16 protein-coding genes are annotated in these 14,548 nt (G+C 38.3%); 13 read left to right on the top strand and 3 right to left on the bottom strand.

The window, feature by feature from the left end; translation table 11 throughout:
- Positions 1 to 6 precede the first annotated feature (6 nt).
- The 3 genes from DBO93_RS15075 (at position 7) to DBO93_RS15065 (ending at position 2,960) form a co-directional block, all read left to right on the top strand.
- The gene (locus DBO93_RS15075; protein ID WP_108457075.1) at positions 7 to 549 is read left to right on the top strand and encodes a hypothetical protein; all 543 of its coding nucleotides are present in this window, start codon (positions 7 to 9) and stop codon (positions 547 to 549) included.
- Between the two features lie 70 nt (positions 550 to 619).
- Positions 620 to 970 (top strand): RidA family protein, encoded by a 351-nt coding sequence (locus tag DBO93_RS15070; protein WP_108457074.1) that lies wholly within the window; start codon positions 620 to 622, stop codon positions 968 to 970.
- A gap of 34 nt (positions 971 to 1,004) precedes the next feature.
- Positions 1,005 to 2,960 (top strand): RecQ family ATP-dependent DNA helicase, encoded by a 1,956-nt coding sequence (locus DBO93_RS15065; RefSeq protein ID WP_108457073.1) that lies wholly within the window; start codon positions 1,005 to 1,007, stop codon positions 2,958 to 2,960.
- 53 nt (positions 2,961 to 3,013) lie between these two features.
- On the opposite strand, the gene DBO93_RS15060 is transcribed toward DBO93_RS15065, so the two are convergent.
- On the bottom strand, positions 3,014 to 3,502 hold the full coding sequence (locus tag DBO93_RS15060; RefSeq protein WP_108457072.1) for a peptidylprolyl isomerase: 489 nt from the start codon (positions 3,500 to 3,502) through the stop codon (positions 3,014 to 3,016).
- Positions 3,503 to 3,516: 14 nt separating this feature from the next.
- The gene (gene ygfZ, locus DBO93_RS15055) at positions 3,517 to 4,476 is read right to left on the bottom strand and encodes a tRNA-modifying protein YgfZ (RefSeq protein ID WP_239059010.1); all 960 of its coding nucleotides are present in this window, start codon (positions 4,474 to 4,476) and stop codon (positions 3,517 to 3,519) included.
- Positions 4,477 to 4,672: 196 nt separating this feature from the next.
- Here ygfZ and DBO93_RS15050 point away from each other — a divergent pair, with 196 nt between their 5' ends.
- Both DBO93_RS15050 and DBO93_RS15045 read left to right on the top strand, forming a co-directional pair.
- Complete coding sequence (locus DBO93_RS15050; protein WP_108457070.1) at positions 4,673 to 4,924, top strand: succinate dehydrogenase assembly factor 2; 252 nt, start codon at positions 4,673 to 4,675, stop codon at positions 4,922 to 4,924.
- A gap of 121 nt (positions 4,925 to 5,045) precedes the next feature.
- Positions 5,046 to 5,369, top strand: coding sequence for a hypothetical protein (locus DBO93_RS15045; protein WP_108457069.1), 324 nt, complete (start codon positions 5,046 to 5,048; stop codon positions 5,367 to 5,369).
- Here the strand turns inward: DBO93_RS15045 and nadB are convergent.
- The gene (nadB, locus tag DBO93_RS15040) at positions 5,329 to 6,978 is read right to left on the bottom strand and encodes an L-aspartate oxidase (protein ID WP_108457068.1); all 1,650 of its coding nucleotides are present in this window, start codon (positions 6,976 to 6,978) and stop codon (positions 5,329 to 5,331) included. The genes DBO93_RS15045 and nadB overlap by 41 nt on opposite strands.
- A 221-nt stretch (positions 6,979 to 7,199) precedes the next feature.
- Between nadB and rpoE the strand changes: the two genes are divergently transcribed.
- From rpoE to era, 8 genes are all read left to right on the top strand, one after another.
- Positions 7,200 to 7,778, top strand: coding sequence for an RNA polymerase sigma factor RpoE (gene rpoE / locus DBO93_RS15035; RefSeq protein ID WP_108457067.1), 579 nt, complete (start codon positions 7,200 to 7,202; stop codon positions 7,776 to 7,778).
- An 83-nt stretch (positions 7,779 to 7,861) separates the two neighbouring features.
- The gene (locus tag DBO93_RS15030) at positions 7,862 to 8,455 is read left to right on the top strand and encodes an RseA family anti-sigma factor (protein ID WP_108457066.1); all 594 of its coding nucleotides are present in this window, start codon (positions 7,862 to 7,864) and stop codon (positions 8,453 to 8,455) included.
- A complete protein-coding gene (locus tag DBO93_RS15025; protein ID WP_108457065.1) occupies positions 8,452 to 9,414 on the top strand; it encodes a MucB/RseB C-terminal domain-containing protein in 963 nt (320 codons plus the stop codon). Before DBO93_RS15030 ends, DBO93_RS15025 begins: the two co-directional genes overlap by 4 nt.
- Positions 9,411 to 9,887, top strand: coding sequence for a SoxR reducing system RseC family protein (locus DBO93_RS15020; RefSeq protein WP_108457064.1), 477 nt, complete (start codon positions 9,411 to 9,413; stop codon positions 9,885 to 9,887). Before DBO93_RS15025 ends, DBO93_RS15020 begins: the two co-directional genes overlap by 4 nt.
- 88 nt (positions 9,888 to 9,975) lie before the next feature.
- A complete protein-coding gene (gene lepA, locus DBO93_RS15015) occupies positions 9,976 to 11,766 on the top strand; it encodes a translation elongation factor 4 (protein ID WP_108457063.1) in 1,791 nt (596 codons plus the stop codon).
- 110 nt (positions 11,767 to 11,876) lie between these two features.
- A complete protein-coding gene (lepB, locus tag DBO93_RS15010) occupies positions 11,877 to 12,797 on the top strand; it encodes a signal peptidase I (RefSeq protein ID WP_108457062.1) in 921 nt (306 codons plus the stop codon).
- Between the two features lie 2 nt (positions 12,798 to 12,799).
- Positions 12,800 to 13,489, top strand: a complete 690-nt coding sequence (gene rnc, locus DBO93_RS15005) for a ribonuclease III (RefSeq protein WP_204100628.1) — start codon at positions 12,800 to 12,802, stop codon at positions 13,487 to 13,489.
- Between the two features lie 31 nt (positions 13,490 to 13,520).
- Complete coding sequence (gene era / locus DBO93_RS15000; protein ID WP_108457061.1) at positions 13,521 to 14,432, top strand: GTPase Era; 912 nt, start codon at positions 13,521 to 13,523, stop codon at positions 14,430 to 14,432.
- Positions 14,433 to 14,548: the final 116 nt, after the last annotated feature.

Genomic DNA, 14,548 nt, shown 5'->3' with positions numbered 1-14,548 from the left:
GTCTATATGAAATATTTAGCGATTTTTACGGTGTTGTTTTTATCTGCATGTACTATGGTTGCACCGCCATACAAAAACTCAATGGATAATTTACAGCACTTGAAACGAAGTTCTCTTGAGTTAATGGCTGTTGGCAACATTGAAGATAATAAAAAGCTTAACTCTATTTCACTTCGTGGTTCTAGTTTAGTTTCTCCTAATAATAAGTCTTTTGGCGATTATTTAGAATCAGCCCTACAAAGTGAATTAACGGCAGCAAAGCTTTATTCAGGTGTTTCTTCCATTGTTATTGCCGGCAAACTTATTGAAAATGATATTGATGTATCGGGTTTTTCAGTAGGTGATGGCAAAATGACTGTTGAGTTTGTTGTTACAAACAAGGATAGCGTTATTTTTACAAAATCAATCTCTGTTACCCATGAGTTTGAGTCATCATTTATAGGGAGCATTGCTATTCCAAATGGCCAATTAAATTACCCTGTTTTGGTACAAAAACTTTGTGGCGCTTTATTTAATGATCCAGATTTTATGAAAGCTACTCAACGTTAATTATTAGTGTTAATCACCACAAGCCCTGTTAACATTTAGCAGGGCTTTTTTATATGTGAATGGAAATTAAATGACTATTGAAAGATTAGAAACTAAACCGCGCATGAGTCGTATTGTTAAACACAAGGGTACGGTTTATTTGTGTGGTCAAGTGTGTGCTGACGCGACGCAAGATATTACTCATCAAACACAAACAATGTTAGATAAAGTTGAAGCATTATTAACACAAGCAGGAAGTTCAAAGCAGCATATGCTTTCAGCGACAATATACTTAAAAACAATGGCTGATTTTGCAGCGATGAATGCCGTATGGGATGCTTGGGTTCCTGATGGCTTCGCACCTGCTCGTGCTTGTGTGCAAGCAGCAATGGCAAGAGATGTATTGTTAGTTGAAATAAGTGTAGTCGCGGCTGAAGTATAGTAAGTTAGCGCGATATTAAGAAAATAGGCTATATATGTCGACTTTACATCAATCCTTAAAAACTACCTTTGGCTTTGACGACTTTAGAATCGGGCAAGAACAAACGATATCGCAATTACTTAATGGTGAATCTTCACTTGCCATATTTCCCACAGGCGCAGGAAAGTCGCTTTGTTATCAGTTAGCGGCAATCAATTTACCGCATTTAACCCTAGTGGTGTCGCCATTGTTGGCTTTGATGAAAGATCAGTTAGCATTTTTACATGCCAAGGGTATTGCTGGTGCTAGCATTGATTCAACGTTATCGTTCGAAGAGAGCCAACAAGTCACGCGTGATGTTCGCGACGGTAAAATCAAAATCTTAATGGTGTCGGTTGAACGCTTTAAAAATGAGCGTTTTCGTCAGTTTATTGAGTCAATTGCCATATCGATGTTAGTCGTTGACGAGGCGCACTGTATATCTGAGTGGGGGCATAATTTTCGACCTGATTACTTAAAATTACCACGTTATCGAGAAGAGCTAAATATTCCTTTAGTGTTATTACTGACCGCAACCGCTACTAAACACGTTAAGCAAGATATGGCGAAAAAGTTTAGTATCGATGACAAGCATATAGTACAAACAGGCTTTTATCGCAGTAACTTAGACTTATCGGTTTTGCCAGTCGCGGAAGTTGCAAAAAATCAAACCTTAGTCGATTTAATTCAACATCATCAAGGTTGCGGTATTATTTATGTTACTTTGCAGCAAAGTGCTGAAAAAGTTGCGAATTATTTGCAACAACAAGGTATATCAGCAAAAGCTTATCATGCGGGCTTTAAAGATGATGTACGTCAGAAAATCCAGCAAGACTTTATGCAAGGTAAAACGCCGGTTATCGTAGCCACCATCGCCTTTGGTATGGGAATTGATAAATCAGATATCCGCTTTGTAATACATTACGACTTACCTAAGTCCATTGAAAACTATAGCCAAGAAATAGGTCGAGCAGGGCGAGATAAAGGCAATGCAGCCTGTTATACCTTAGCTAACCTTGATGGAATTCATACGGTAGAAAACTTTGTTTATGCTGACACCCCCGAAAGAAGCAGTATTGAGTATGTGTTAGAAAATATTCGTAACGAAATGCACAGTGGTCAATGGGAACTGCAAGTACTCAGTTTATCAAATGCGAGTAATATTAAACAATTAGCACTAAAAACGCTGTTGGTTCAATTAGAACTATTGGGCGTTATCAACGCTAAGTTCAGTTATTTTGCTGATTTTAAGTTTAAGTTCGTCACACCAAAAGAAAATATTATTCGTAGCTTTAATGCTGAAAGAAATGAGTTTTTAGCACAGGTTTTTAGCGCGGCAAAAATGAAAAAAATCTGGGGAGAGCCAGACTTTGATTTAATGTATTCTCGCTTTCAAGCACCAAGAAAACGTATTGTTGCTGCACTTGAGTATTTAGCCGAACAACAGCACATTGTGTTAGAAACGAAAAAAGCTACCGAAGTGTTTAGTGTGGATATAGCCGCATTAAGCGATGTTACTTTAGTGGACCGACTGTTTCATTATTTTCATGAAAAAGAGCAGTCAGAAATTCAGCGTATTGATAAGTTAGTGGCATTCTTTCAAAGTCAGCATTGTTTAACCCAAGAGCTTTGCCATTACTTTGATGATCAACAAGCACCTAAAAGCTGCGGGCATTGCTCAGTTTGTCGTGGGCAGGTGGCTAAATTACAATATTCAAATAATCATCTACCGGTGAGCATACAAACTATTGAGCTAGCTATTACGCAATTGAAGCAACATTTTTCAACTATGAAAAGCCCTGCAGGTTCAACACCTGCAGGTTTATCTATTGATACGCTATGCCGTTTTTTGTCAGGTATGACGGTGCCATTATTTACCCGCGCAAAAGTTAGACAGTTAAGTTTTTTCGGTGTTTGTCAGGCCATGCGATATGCAGAAATAAAGGCGCAAGTTATTAACTTATCGAAATAAAGTAATAAAGGCACCTGATTGGTGCCTTTATGTTTTGCATTAATTAAAATTTTTTAATGACTGTGACCACAGCCGCCTTCACTATGCACATGGCCATGAGCTAGCTCTTCTTCAGTTGCATCACGTACTTCTAACACCTCAACATCAAATTTTAAGTCAATACCTGCTAGTGGATGGTTACCATCAACCGTTATTTCATCATCTTGTACGTCGATTACGATAACAGTTTGCTCGCCATCGTCAGTAGTTGCACGCAATTGACTGCCCACGGCTAAATCTTCAATACCACCAAACATTGCTTTTGGTACGGTTTGTACAAAGCCATCCTCACGTTGGCCGTAAGCATTATCTGCGCTTACTTCAACTTCAAATTTATCACCGGCTTGGTGATCAACTAAGGCTTCTTCTAAGCCAGAAATAAGATAGTTTGAGCCTTGAATTACCGCTAATGGGCTGTGATCGTATGAACTATCAATTAAGGTGTCTTCGCTATCAGAAACGGCGTAATGTAGTACAACCACTTTGTTATCGGTAATTTTCATATTAAGTCCTATGCTTAGTCTGTATTTGTTTTATAAGGTAATGGGAGTATGGTTAAATTTGAGCTCTGCTCTTTAATTCTTAATTCGGTAGCATCGTCAATATCGTTAGCTAACACACCTTGAATATACGTTTGATGATTACTTGCTTGATAAGATGCTAACACGTCACCGGCTTTACGCCAGTTATCACCGAGCTTTTTCTCGATAATATCACCCACTTTGGCTTGAGTGTTATCGCCTGTTAGTGCAAAAAGTGCGCGCTTATTTTTACCTAGATACTGCATACGGGCAACTGTTTCTTGACCTAAATAACAGCCTTTAGTGAAGCTAATACCATTAATCGCCTGTAAATTAAGCATTTGCGGTACATATTCGGCAATATATTGCTGTGCAATTTGTGGGAAGCCTTCAACAATCTCAAGAAGGTTCCAAACAGAATCGTTATATACAGTGAAGTCTAATGTTGATGAAAAAGTTGATAACTGCGCCGCATTGCCAATAATAAGGTAGCGATCAATATTACCAGCAATATAAGCTAAGGTAGTATCACCTTCATGAATTACGGGTGTTTTTTCATCAGGAACTTGTTTAAACAACGCGGCCATTTTTATGGCAGCTTGTTGGCCTGCGATGGCTAAGTAAGCTTGTTCAACATCTTCAGTTATTTCAACTTTGGCGAATACACCAAACTTTTTCAATTCTGCTAATGATTGCTTAATTGAGCTGATTGGCTGGATAAGAAAAAATTTACTTTGGCGTTCAAGTAAACGAAATGCAGAAAATACTTTACCTTTAGCATTACAGTGAGCCCCGTTAAGTAACTTTGTTTGTTCTAAGCTCGCAACGTCACAAGTTACTTGGCCTTGTAGGTATTTTATTTGTTCTTCACCCGTAAGGGTAATGGCACCAATACTACTTAGGTTAATGGCAAATACTTCGGGTAATTCGTTATAACTGGGTAAGTTATTATTCATTATGATGTTCATCCTGCAAAAGGCTGAAAAAGTCTATTAACTTCTAAAATGAGGACATTTATTCGAATTACAACCACATGTGCTATTTTTCTGCTACTTTGATAATACAACCTTGTCTAATTTAATGATCAATTCGTGGCTATTTTTACCTTGGATTTGCTAGAATACGTAAAAATATTCCCAATTAGAGTTATGTATGACATTAACAGATAATAAACCTCGATTACGATGGGCTTGTCGACGCGGCATGCTAGAGTTAGATGTACTCTTTATGCCTTTTGTTGAAGATGCATACGATGATCTTACGGCAGAAAATAAAGCAATTTTCGAACGTTTATTAGTTTGCCAAGATCCTGAGCTGTTTGCTTGGTTTATGGGACACGAAACTTGTGAAGACAAAGATCTTAACGCCATGGTCCAACTTATATTACAGCGCGTTAAAGTATAACATTCGTGTGTCGCCCTCTAAACACAGGGCGACTTTTATATTTTCATTTTATACGCTTTTCTTTTATCTAACCCTAACAGTACTTGTAGGTTTTCAACTTTGGCTTGGGATTTTATGTACTGTGTTACTTTTATCACACTATTGTCATCCGCATATCGCTGTAATAACCGAACAACTCTTTAAATTAAAACCCTCAATAAAAACCTGCATAGCTAACAACTTTATTCTATCTGATACGGGTGAATGCCAATTTAATCATAAAAATATTTTGCAGCTATCTGCAAACTCACAGATTAATTTGTGGGGATATTGGTTGGTATTTACAAAAAGTGATGTTGCCTTAAAACAATACTTTATTTTTAAAGACAGCTTATCCAGTGAAGATCAGGCGCGTATTGCTCGCACTATTTTGCGAATGAAAAACTCACCTGAGTTAAAGCTTTAAAATGATCGATATTACTCGGGGTAAGTATGGTTATTTTCGCTTCAGACAATAATTCTGGAAAATCAAGGGTATAATGTAAGCCTCTGCTTTCTTTTCGGTCTAAAGCAGAACGTATGATCAATTCAGCCACTTGCACTAAATTACGTAACTCTAACAAGTTATTGCTCACTCTAAAGTTACAATAATATTCTTCAATTTCACTTTGTAATAACTCAACGCGGTGCAAAGCACGCTCTAAACGTTTTGTTGTTCTTACAATACCAACGAAATCCCACATAAATAGACGCAGTTCGTGCCAGTTATGCTGAATAACAACTTCTTCATCAGAGTTAGTGACTCGACTTTCATCCCATGGAGGTAATGTTATGCATGGCTTGGTCAAATCTAATGTTTGTTCAATATCAATGGCTGCTGCACGCGCAAAAACAAGGCATTCTAATAACGAGTTACTTGCTAAACGGTTTGCACCATGTAAACCAGTATAAGCAACTTCACCTATGGCATATAAATGCTCAATATCGGTTTTACCTTGTTGGTTAATCATCACGCCACCACAAGTATAATGGGCTGCGGGTACAACCGGCATAGGTTGTTTGGTTATATCAATACCTAAGGCTAACGTGCGTTCATAAATAGTTGGGAAATGTTGCTTAATAAAGTCACTTGATTGATGACTAATATCCAAATACATACAATCAGCGCCTAAGCGTTTCATTTCAAAATCAATTGCCCGCGCTACAATATCTCGTGGTGCTAACTCTGCTCGCTCGTCAAAGCTAGGCATAAACCGGCTACCATCTGGGCGAAGAAGTACAGCACCTTCACCTCGTAATGCTTCTGTTAACAAAAATGTACCGGCTTCAGGGTGGAACAAGCAAGTGGGGTGAAACTGATTAAACTCCATATTCGCAACACGGCAACCTGCACGCCATGCCATGGCAATGCCGTCGCCACTTGCCACGTCAGGATTAGAGGTATATTGATAAACCTTGCTGGCGCCACCAGTGGCTAAAATGGTTTTTTTGGCAAAAACACGCTCAACATGTTCGTCATTGCGATTCCATACATAAGCACCAATACATTCACGTTTTGCTATCGCTTTATTTTCTTGATAAACCAAGTCAATGGCATTGTAACGTTCAAATATACGAATTCGGCTATGATTTTTTACTTGAGAAACTAAGGTAGTTTGTATCGCTTGACCCGTCGCATCGGCTGAGTGCAAAATTCGACGATGACTATGACCGCCTTCACGCGTTAAATGATAATTAATTTCACCATTAGCGGCTGGCATTTCTTGGTCAAAATGTACGCCCTTATCAATTAACCATTCCAAACACTTTTTAGCATTTTCAGCCGTATATTGCACCGCTGATTCATCACATAAACCAGCACCTGCTATTAAGGTGTCCGCAACATGAGAAGCAACGCTGTCATTTTCATCGAATACAGCAGCAACCCCACCTTGAGCATAAAAGGTTGAGCCATCATTGATTTGCCCTTTACTTAGGATGATAACATCGGCATTTTTTGCTAAATGAAGTGCCAGAGATAATCCAGCGGCGCCACTACCAATAATTAAAACGTCACAATTGTGTTGTTGATTCATATATTCTTGAAATTGGGGTACAATAATTGATAGCTCAATATTAGCTTTTATTGCAGTTACAAAACAGTACTAAACTATTTTTATAAATAAAAATTAGTTTTTTTTTAATATTTATCGAACTTTTTAACACAAGGCTAGTCCTACTTGTAGCGTTTGCCACGATCCAGATGTAAACCAGTTGTAGATAAGTTAAATAATGGTGAGTAGGAGATACGGCTCAAATGAGCGAACAGAACGTTGACCAGAAGTTGGTTGAGCGGGTGCAACGTGGTGATAAAAACGCATTTAACCTGCTGGTAACTAAGTACCAACATAAAGTATCAAATTTGGTTTCACGCTATGTTAAAAACCATAGTGATGTGCCTGATATAGTACAAGAAGCATTTATCAAAGCTTATCGCGCCTTACCAAATTTTCGAGGCGATAGCGCTTTTTATACTTGGCTATACCGCATAGCTGTTAACTGTGCGAAGAATCATTTAGTAGCCGGTGGGCGTAAACCTCCTGGCTCAGATATTGAAATTGAAGATGCAGAAATGTATGACTCAGGTGAAGCTTTACGGGAAAATGCTTCACCAGAAAAATTATTATTAACCGCTGAAATTAAGAGTGTCGTGTTTAAGACCATTGAGCAATTGCCGGAAGATTTGCGCACTGCAATCAACCTAAGAGAGTTAGAAGGTATGAGCTACGAAGAAATAGCAACGGTTATGGATTGTCCTGTTGGTACCGTACGCTCTAGAATATTTAGAGCACGTGACGCAGTAGATAAAAAAATCAGGCCATTACTGCAGGAATAATTACTGCGGCAATAGCAAATATAGTATTACTTAATGATTTTTGTTGAGTAATAAATGAGAAGTTAGATTTTGAAGGTATATTTATGAGTGAAAATAAGTTTGAGAATGTATCGTCGGTTGTTGATAGCTATCAGCAAGCAGATGAATTATTTGACGAAATACTCAATGACTCACACTTGTCAGCAACATGGCAACGTTACCATTTAATGGGTGATGTCATGCGCGGCGAAACTTCTGATGTTATCAATCTTGACCTATCGTCAAATATAGCTTCAGCTATTGCCAATGAACCTACAATTTTAGCACCTCGTCCAAGTAATAATGTTGTTGGCAAGCTAAAAGCGAAAGTAGTTCAGTTTGCTAAACCGTTTGGTCAAATGGCTATTGCGGCTTCTGCTGCCGGTCTTATGGTTATGGGTGTTCAGCAAAACTCTGCAGACAGTGATGTTTTACTGCCAGCTAGTCAGGTTGTAAAAACTATGCCGTTTGGTGGTATTGCAGAACCGGTAAGTTTAAATTTTCAACAAACTAGCCGTACCAGTGAAAAACAAGCTTTTATTGAACAGCAAAGACGTTTTCAAGCACTGTTGTCTGATCATCATCAACAAGTTAAATTAAGCTCAGTTGATGCCACTTCATCAACTCAACAAGATAAGGCTGAAGAATCAGCTAAATGAAATTAATATCAAGTCTGCTGCTATTGGTTACCATTAGCACATCAGTAGCAGCCAATGAAAATGAACAAGCTGAACCATGGCTTGAACGCCTCGCAACGTCCTTACAAACCCTTAACTTTAGCACTTCTTTTGTTGTGGTTAAAAATAATCAAGCTGAGCCTTATCATTGGTTTCATGGCGTGGATGAAAATGGCAATGAATTAGAAGTCTTGTCACTTTTAAATGGCCCACGTCGAGACGTATTACGTAAACACAATACTGTCAGCTATATTGAGCCAGAATCACCTCCATATTCGGTTTCTTCACAGCAAATAACGGGCCCAATACCTGCTGTTTTACGAGAAGGTGTAACTAAACTTGCTCAAACCTATGATTTTATTTCAGTAGGACGTAGTCGAGTTTTAGGACGACCAGCACAATTAATTCGCATTGTATCTAAAGACGAATATCGCTATGGACACTGGCTTTGGTTGGATCAAAAAACTGGTATGTTGCTTAAATTAGCGTTAGCTAATCGTACCGGGCAGCTATTAGAACAAATACAATTTACCCACTTAGATATAACCGATGATTTAAGTGAAAGCTTGATCCAGTTACAGCAGACTACATTACCGACAGTGATCGAAATACCTGAGGGCTATCAAGAGCAAGTTCTGCAATGGCAAGTAAAATGGTTACCTGAAGGTTTTTCGCGATTGAACGCTAATCGTCATCGCATGTCGGCGACTAAAACACCGGTTGAATTTATGCTTTTTAACGATGGCTTAGTCGATGTTTCAGTTTATGTCAGCCAAAGTGAAGAACGGCAGCGAGCAACAGATTACGTAATGGATGGCGCAACCGTTGTGTTAAATCAAGTGGTTAATAATTTTGAAATAAGCGTTGTGGGTAAAATCCCAGCGAAAACGGCAAAAGCGATTGCTGACTCCGTTGTTTTTACACCAAAAGCTGCACCATGATTGAAGAAAAAGCGACTGTTGTCGACATCGACAATGATAATGTAACTGTCACAAGTTTAATTAAGTCAGCCTGTGGCGGTTGTCAGCAAGTTGACAATTGTGGCAGTGGCCAAGTCGCCAAAGCATTTCCACAAAAAAAACTTACCTTAACCCTAAAGTCACCTTTAGCGTTAGAGCTTGGTGACAATGTTATTTTAGGGTTAAATGAAAGTGCATTATTACAATCGGCTTGGCAAGTTTATTTGTGGCCGCTATTAGGCCTAATTATGGCTTCTTGGTTTGGACAGTGGCTTGTGATTAACGCCATATTACCTCATGAAATCTTCGCCATTATATTCGGTATTATTGGTGGCTTTTCGGGTTTCTTATTAGCCAAAAAACAACAAATAAAAATCGCAATGTGTGAAAAACTTGCCCCAAAAATTCTTCGCCGAGAATTTCAAAACATCGCAATTACAGAAATCACCGATTGATTCGCAACAAAAGATAGCCCCAACGCTCTAAATTCGTTAAAATCTCGCCATTATTGAATTAACTACAAGCTTATTTGACTTCCCATTTATGAAACATATTCGAAATTTTTCTATTATCGCCCATATTGATCACGGTAAATCAACGCTATCAGATCGCCTAATACAACATTGTGGTGGTCTACAAGAACGTGAAATGGAAGCGCAAGTACTTGATTCTATGGATATCGAGCGCGAGCGCGGTATTACCATCAAAGCACAAAGTGTTACTTTGGACTATAAAGCTAAAAACGGTGAAACTTATCAACTTAACTTTATCGACACACCGGGTCACGTTGATTTTTCCTATGAAGTATCACGATCTTTAGCTTCTTGTGAAGGTGCTTTGCTTGTTGTTGATGCTGGTCAAGGTGTTGAAGCTCAAACTGTAGCGAATTGTTATACTGCTCTAGAAATGGAATTAGAAGTCATTCCAATTTTGAATAAAATAGATTTACCACAAGCTGACCCTGAACGCGTTAGTGAAGAAATTGAAGATATTATTGGCATTGACGCTACGGGCGCTGTTACCTGCTCCGCTAAAACAGGTGTAGGTATTGAAGATGTTTTAGAAACAATCGTTGAAAATATCCCTCACCCTGAAGGTGATCCTGATGCGCCATTACAAGCACTTATCATTGATTCATGGTTTGATAACTACCAAGGCGTAGTGTCTTTAGTTCGTATCATGAACGGGCAAGTTAAAAAAGGCGATAAAATGGTGGTCATGTCGACTGGACAAAACCATATTATCGACAAAGTTGGTATTTTTACGCCTAAACAAAAAGATACAGGTATATTAAAAGCTGGCGAAGTAGGTTTTATTATCGCAGGTATTAAAGAAATACATGGTGCTCCTGTTGGCGATACCATTACCATTCTTAAAAAAGAAGCTGACAAAGCTTTACCAGGGTTTAAAAAAGTTCAGCCACAAGTTTACGCGGGCATTTTTCCTATCAGTTCAGACGAATATGAAAATTTCCGTGATGCATTGAACAAATTGAGCTTGAATGACGCATCGTTATTTTTTGAACCTGAAAACTCATCTGCACTAGGCTTTGGCTTTCGCATCGGTTTCTTGGGCATGTTGCACATGGAAATTGTTCAAGAGCGATTAGCTCGTGAATATGATCTTGACTTGATCACTACCGCTCCAACCGTGAATTACGAAATTGCCTGTACTAATGGCGACGTTATTTCTATTGATAATCCAAGCGATTTACCTGCGACTAACAATATCGAAGAAATTCGTGAGCCAATTGTACAAGCCAATATTTTAGTCCCGCAGGAACATTTAGGTAATGTTATTACTTTATGTATTGAAAAGCGTGGCGTGCAAAAAGATATTATCTATCACGGTAATCAAGTTGCGGTAACTTATGAATTACCGATGGCAGAAGTGGTGATGGACTTTTTTGATAAGTTAAAATCAACCAGTCGCGGTTATGCTTCTTTAGATTACCACTTTATCCGCTTTCAATCAGCAGACATGGTACGTGTTGATGTCATGATTAACGGTGATAGAGTTGATGCTTTAGCTATGATCACGCATCGCGCTAATTCAGTTCCTCGTGGCCGTATGTTGGTTGAGAAATTAAAAGAATTAATCCATCGACAAATGTTTGATATCGCTATACAGGCAGCAATTGGCAACAATGTTATTGCCCGTACAACAGTTAAGCAGTTGCGTAAAAACGTAACGGCAAAGTGTTATGGTGGTGATATTTCGCGTAAGAAAAAACTATTGCAGAAACAAAAAGACGGTAAAAAACGTATGAAGCAAGTGGGTAACGTAGAAGTACCTCAAGAAGCGTTTTTAGCTGTACTTAAATTGGATAAATAATTTAAGAATATTCATGACTTACTTGACCATTTTTCAAAATAAAAATGTCAAAGTAAGTCATTTACTGAGTTAGTTTGAACTGAGTTTAAAAACTAAAAGATAGGAATAATATGGCAGTTTACTTTTCAATATTTTTAGTCATAGTTACCGTAATTACCGGTATTGTATGGCTAGCAGATAAATTTTATTTTGCTCCACAAAGACAGCTCAACTTAGTCTCTGCTCAAGCCCAGTGCGATGGTGATTTAAGTGATGACGTAGTAAATAAAATTCTTGAAGCGCCTTATTTTATTGATACCCCAGTGCAAATTTTCCCGGTTATTGCCTTTGTTCTTATTTTGCGTTCATTTATTTATGAACCGTTTCAAATTCCGTCTGGCTCTATGATGCCAACTTTACTTGATGGCGATTTTATTTTGGTGAATAAATTTAACTACGGGTTACGTGATCCTGTAGCGCGTAATAAGTTTATTGAAGTTGGTCTGCCGGATCGTGGCGATGTTGTGGTATTCAAATATCCACAAAATCCACAAATTGATTACATTAAACGTGTCGTTGGTTTGCCGGGTGATCGAATAATTTATAAAAATAAAATTTTATATATCAAGCCTTCTTGTTTAGCGACAGATGATAAATGTCCTGATTTTGAACAAATAGTGCAAACATTTAAAAACAAAACCGATTATAACGATCAAGGTATGCCGTTATCGCGCTACACCTCAACCATGGGTGAAAAAACACATGACTTATTAGTGAATGAGCAGATTTTACCGCGTGTTCAACACTACTTTAGACAAAGTGGCACTCAAAATAATGAATTTGTTGTACCTAAAGGTCAATATTTTGTAATGGGTGATAATCGTGATAACAGCTTAGATGGACGTTTTTGGGGTTTTGTTCCTGAGGAAAACTTAGTTGGAGAAGCTGTAGCTATTTGGATGAGTTTTGATTTTGATCGCCCGGCTGATAGCTTTTTACCAAGTTGGATACCAACCAATGTGCGTTTTTCTCGAATTGGTGGAATTGAATAACTGTGCTACATACTCCTGACGCCATTGCGCGGCTATCAAAAAAAATTGGTTACAGTTTTAAAGAGCCAAAATTACTAGTTCAAGCGTTAACACACAGAAGTGCTAAAGGTGCTCATAATGAGCGATTGGAGTTCTTAGGTGACTCGATTTTAGGTTTTGTTATTGCTGAGTCTTTGTTTCAAAAGTTTCCAAAGCAAGCCGAGGGCGATTTAACACGTATGCGCTCAAGCTTAGTAAAAGGAGTCACTTTAGCTGAAGTTGGACGTGCATTCGATTTAGGTCAATACTTGATATTGGGTCCTGGCGAACTTAAAAGTGGTGGTCATAGACGAGACTCTATACTTGAAGATGCTATTGAAGCTATTTTAGGCGCAGTTTACTTAGATTCAGATTTACCAACTTGTCAGGCACTTATTCTTAGTTGGTTTGAACAGCGCTTAGCCGATATAAAACCCGGCAATGAACAAAAAGACCCAAAAACACGTTTACAAGAATACTTGCAGGGACGAAAAATTCCTTTGCCGCAATATGATGTAATTAATACCACAGGGCAATCACACAATCAGCAATTTACGGTGCGCTGCACAACCAGTGTACTTGAAAATGAAGTGATTACTAAAGGCACTAGCCGACGTAAAGCTGAGCAATCAGCTGCTTTGAAGGTGCTAACATTAATCGAAAAAGCTAAGTAGCTTTTTTGACAATAAAGTTGATAATTTAATCATGACTACAGAACAAACCTATTGCGGTCTTATTGCCATTGTTGGCCGCCCAAATGTTGGTAAATCGACATTACTTAACACTTTACTTGGCCAAAAAGTCAGTATTACTTCGCGTAAGCCGCAAACTACACGTCATCGTATATTAGGTATATTAACTGAAGGTAATAACCAAGCGGTTTTAGTTGATACCCCAGGTCTACATTCAGAAGAAAAACGTGCCATTAACCGTTTGATGAACCGTGCGGCAAGTTCTACCTTAGCAGAAGTTGAAACCGTAGTGTTTTTAGTTGAAGGTACGCATTGGACTTCTGATGATGAAATGGTACTAACAAAAATTAAAAACAGTGGTGCGCCTTGTGTATTAGTGGTCAACAAAATTGATAATATTCAAGACAGAGACACTTTACTGCCTCACCTACAAAAACTAGGTGCCATGCATGACTTTGCTGATATTGTGCCTATTTCAGCCAGTAAAGGTGAGAATGTTGATGCTATTAAGAAGATTTGTTTCAAGGCATTACCTGAAGGCGACTTTTGGTTTCCTGAAGACTATATTACCGATCGATCAAGCCGCTTTATGGCTTCAGAAATTGTTCGTGAAAAGCTGATCCGTTTCACCGGTGATGAACTACCTTATTCAACCACGGTTGAAATTGAACAATTTAAGATTGACGATAAAGGTATTTTGCATATCAATGCGTTAATTCTAGTTGAAAGAACAACGCAAAAACGTATGGTTATTGGTAACAAAGGCGAAAAGCTAAAAGTAATAGGCCAAGAATCAAGACGCGATATGGAAAATTTATTTGAACGTAAAGTTTTTCTAGAAACCTGGGTCAAAGTTAAATCAGGTTGGGCAGATGACGAACGCGCTCTTAGAAGTTTAGGTTACGGTGACGATTACTCAGGATAGCTTTTAAACAATTTGGCTTTATATAGTTTTCATTGTCATGAGTTATTATCAACAAATAATAGTTGCTTAGGTTCATTCAGGTACTAAGCAACTTTTGTTTTCAACCTTAAAATTCT

Origin of the sequence: Colwellia sp. Arc7-D (assembly GCF_003061515.1) — a bacterium.
In the GTDB taxonomy this organism is placed as follows: domain Bacteria; phylum Pseudomonadota; class Gammaproteobacteria; order Enterobacterales; family Alteromonadaceae; genus Cognaticolwellia.
This window is presented reverse-complemented; position numbering and strand designations above follow the sequence as displayed.

Coding starts and splice junctions, on each gene's coding strand:
- DBO93_RS15065 (WP_108457073.1), top strand. CDS start 1,005: ATGTCGACTTTACATCAATCCTTAAAAACTACCTTTGGCTTTGACGAC.
- DBO93_RS15025 (WP_108457065.1), top strand. CDS start 8,452: ATGAAATTAATATCAAGTCTGCTGCTATTGGTTACCATTAGCACATCA.
- DBO93_RS15070 (WP_108457074.1), top strand. CDS start 620: ATGACTATTGAAAGATTAGAAACTAAACCGCGCATGAGTCGTATTGTT.
- lepB (WP_108457062.1), top strand. CDS start 11,877: ATGGCAGTTTACTTTTCAATATTTTTAGTCATAGTTACCGTAATTACC.
- era (WP_108457061.1), top strand. CDS start 13,521: ATGACTACAGAACAAACCTATTGCGGTCTTATTGCCATTGTTGGCCGC.
- DBO93_RS15030 (WP_108457066.1), top strand. CDS start 7,862: ATGAGTGAAAATAAGTTTGAGAATGTATCGTCGGTTGTTGATAGCTAT.
- lepA (WP_108457063.1), top strand. CDS start 9,976: ATGAAACATATTCGAAATTTTTCTATTATCGCCCATATTGATCACGGT.
- DBO93_RS15060 (WP_108457072.1), bottom strand. CDS start 3,502: ATGAAAATTACCGATAACAAAGTGGTTGTACTACATTACGCCGTTTCT.
- nadB (WP_108457068.1), bottom strand. CDS start 6,978: ATGAATCAACAACACAATTGTGACGTTTTAATTATTGGTAGTGGCGCC.
- DBO93_RS15075 (WP_108457075.1), top strand. CDS start 7: ATGAAATATTTAGCGATTTTTACGGTGTTGTTTTTATCTGCATGTACT.
- ygfZ (WP_239059010.1), bottom strand. CDS start 4,476: ATGAATAATAACTTACCCAGTTATAACGAATTACCCGAAGTATTTGCC.
- DBO93_RS15050 (WP_108457070.1), top strand. CDS start 4,673: ATGACATTAACAGATAATAAACCTCGATTACGATGGGCTTGTCGACGC.
- rpoE (WP_108457067.1), top strand. CDS start 7,200: ATGAGCGAACAGAACGTTGACCAGAAGTTGGTTGAGCGGGTGCAACGT.
- DBO93_RS15020 (WP_108457064.1), top strand. CDS start 9,411: ATGATTGAAGAAAAAGCGACTGTTGTCGACATCGACAATGATAATGTA.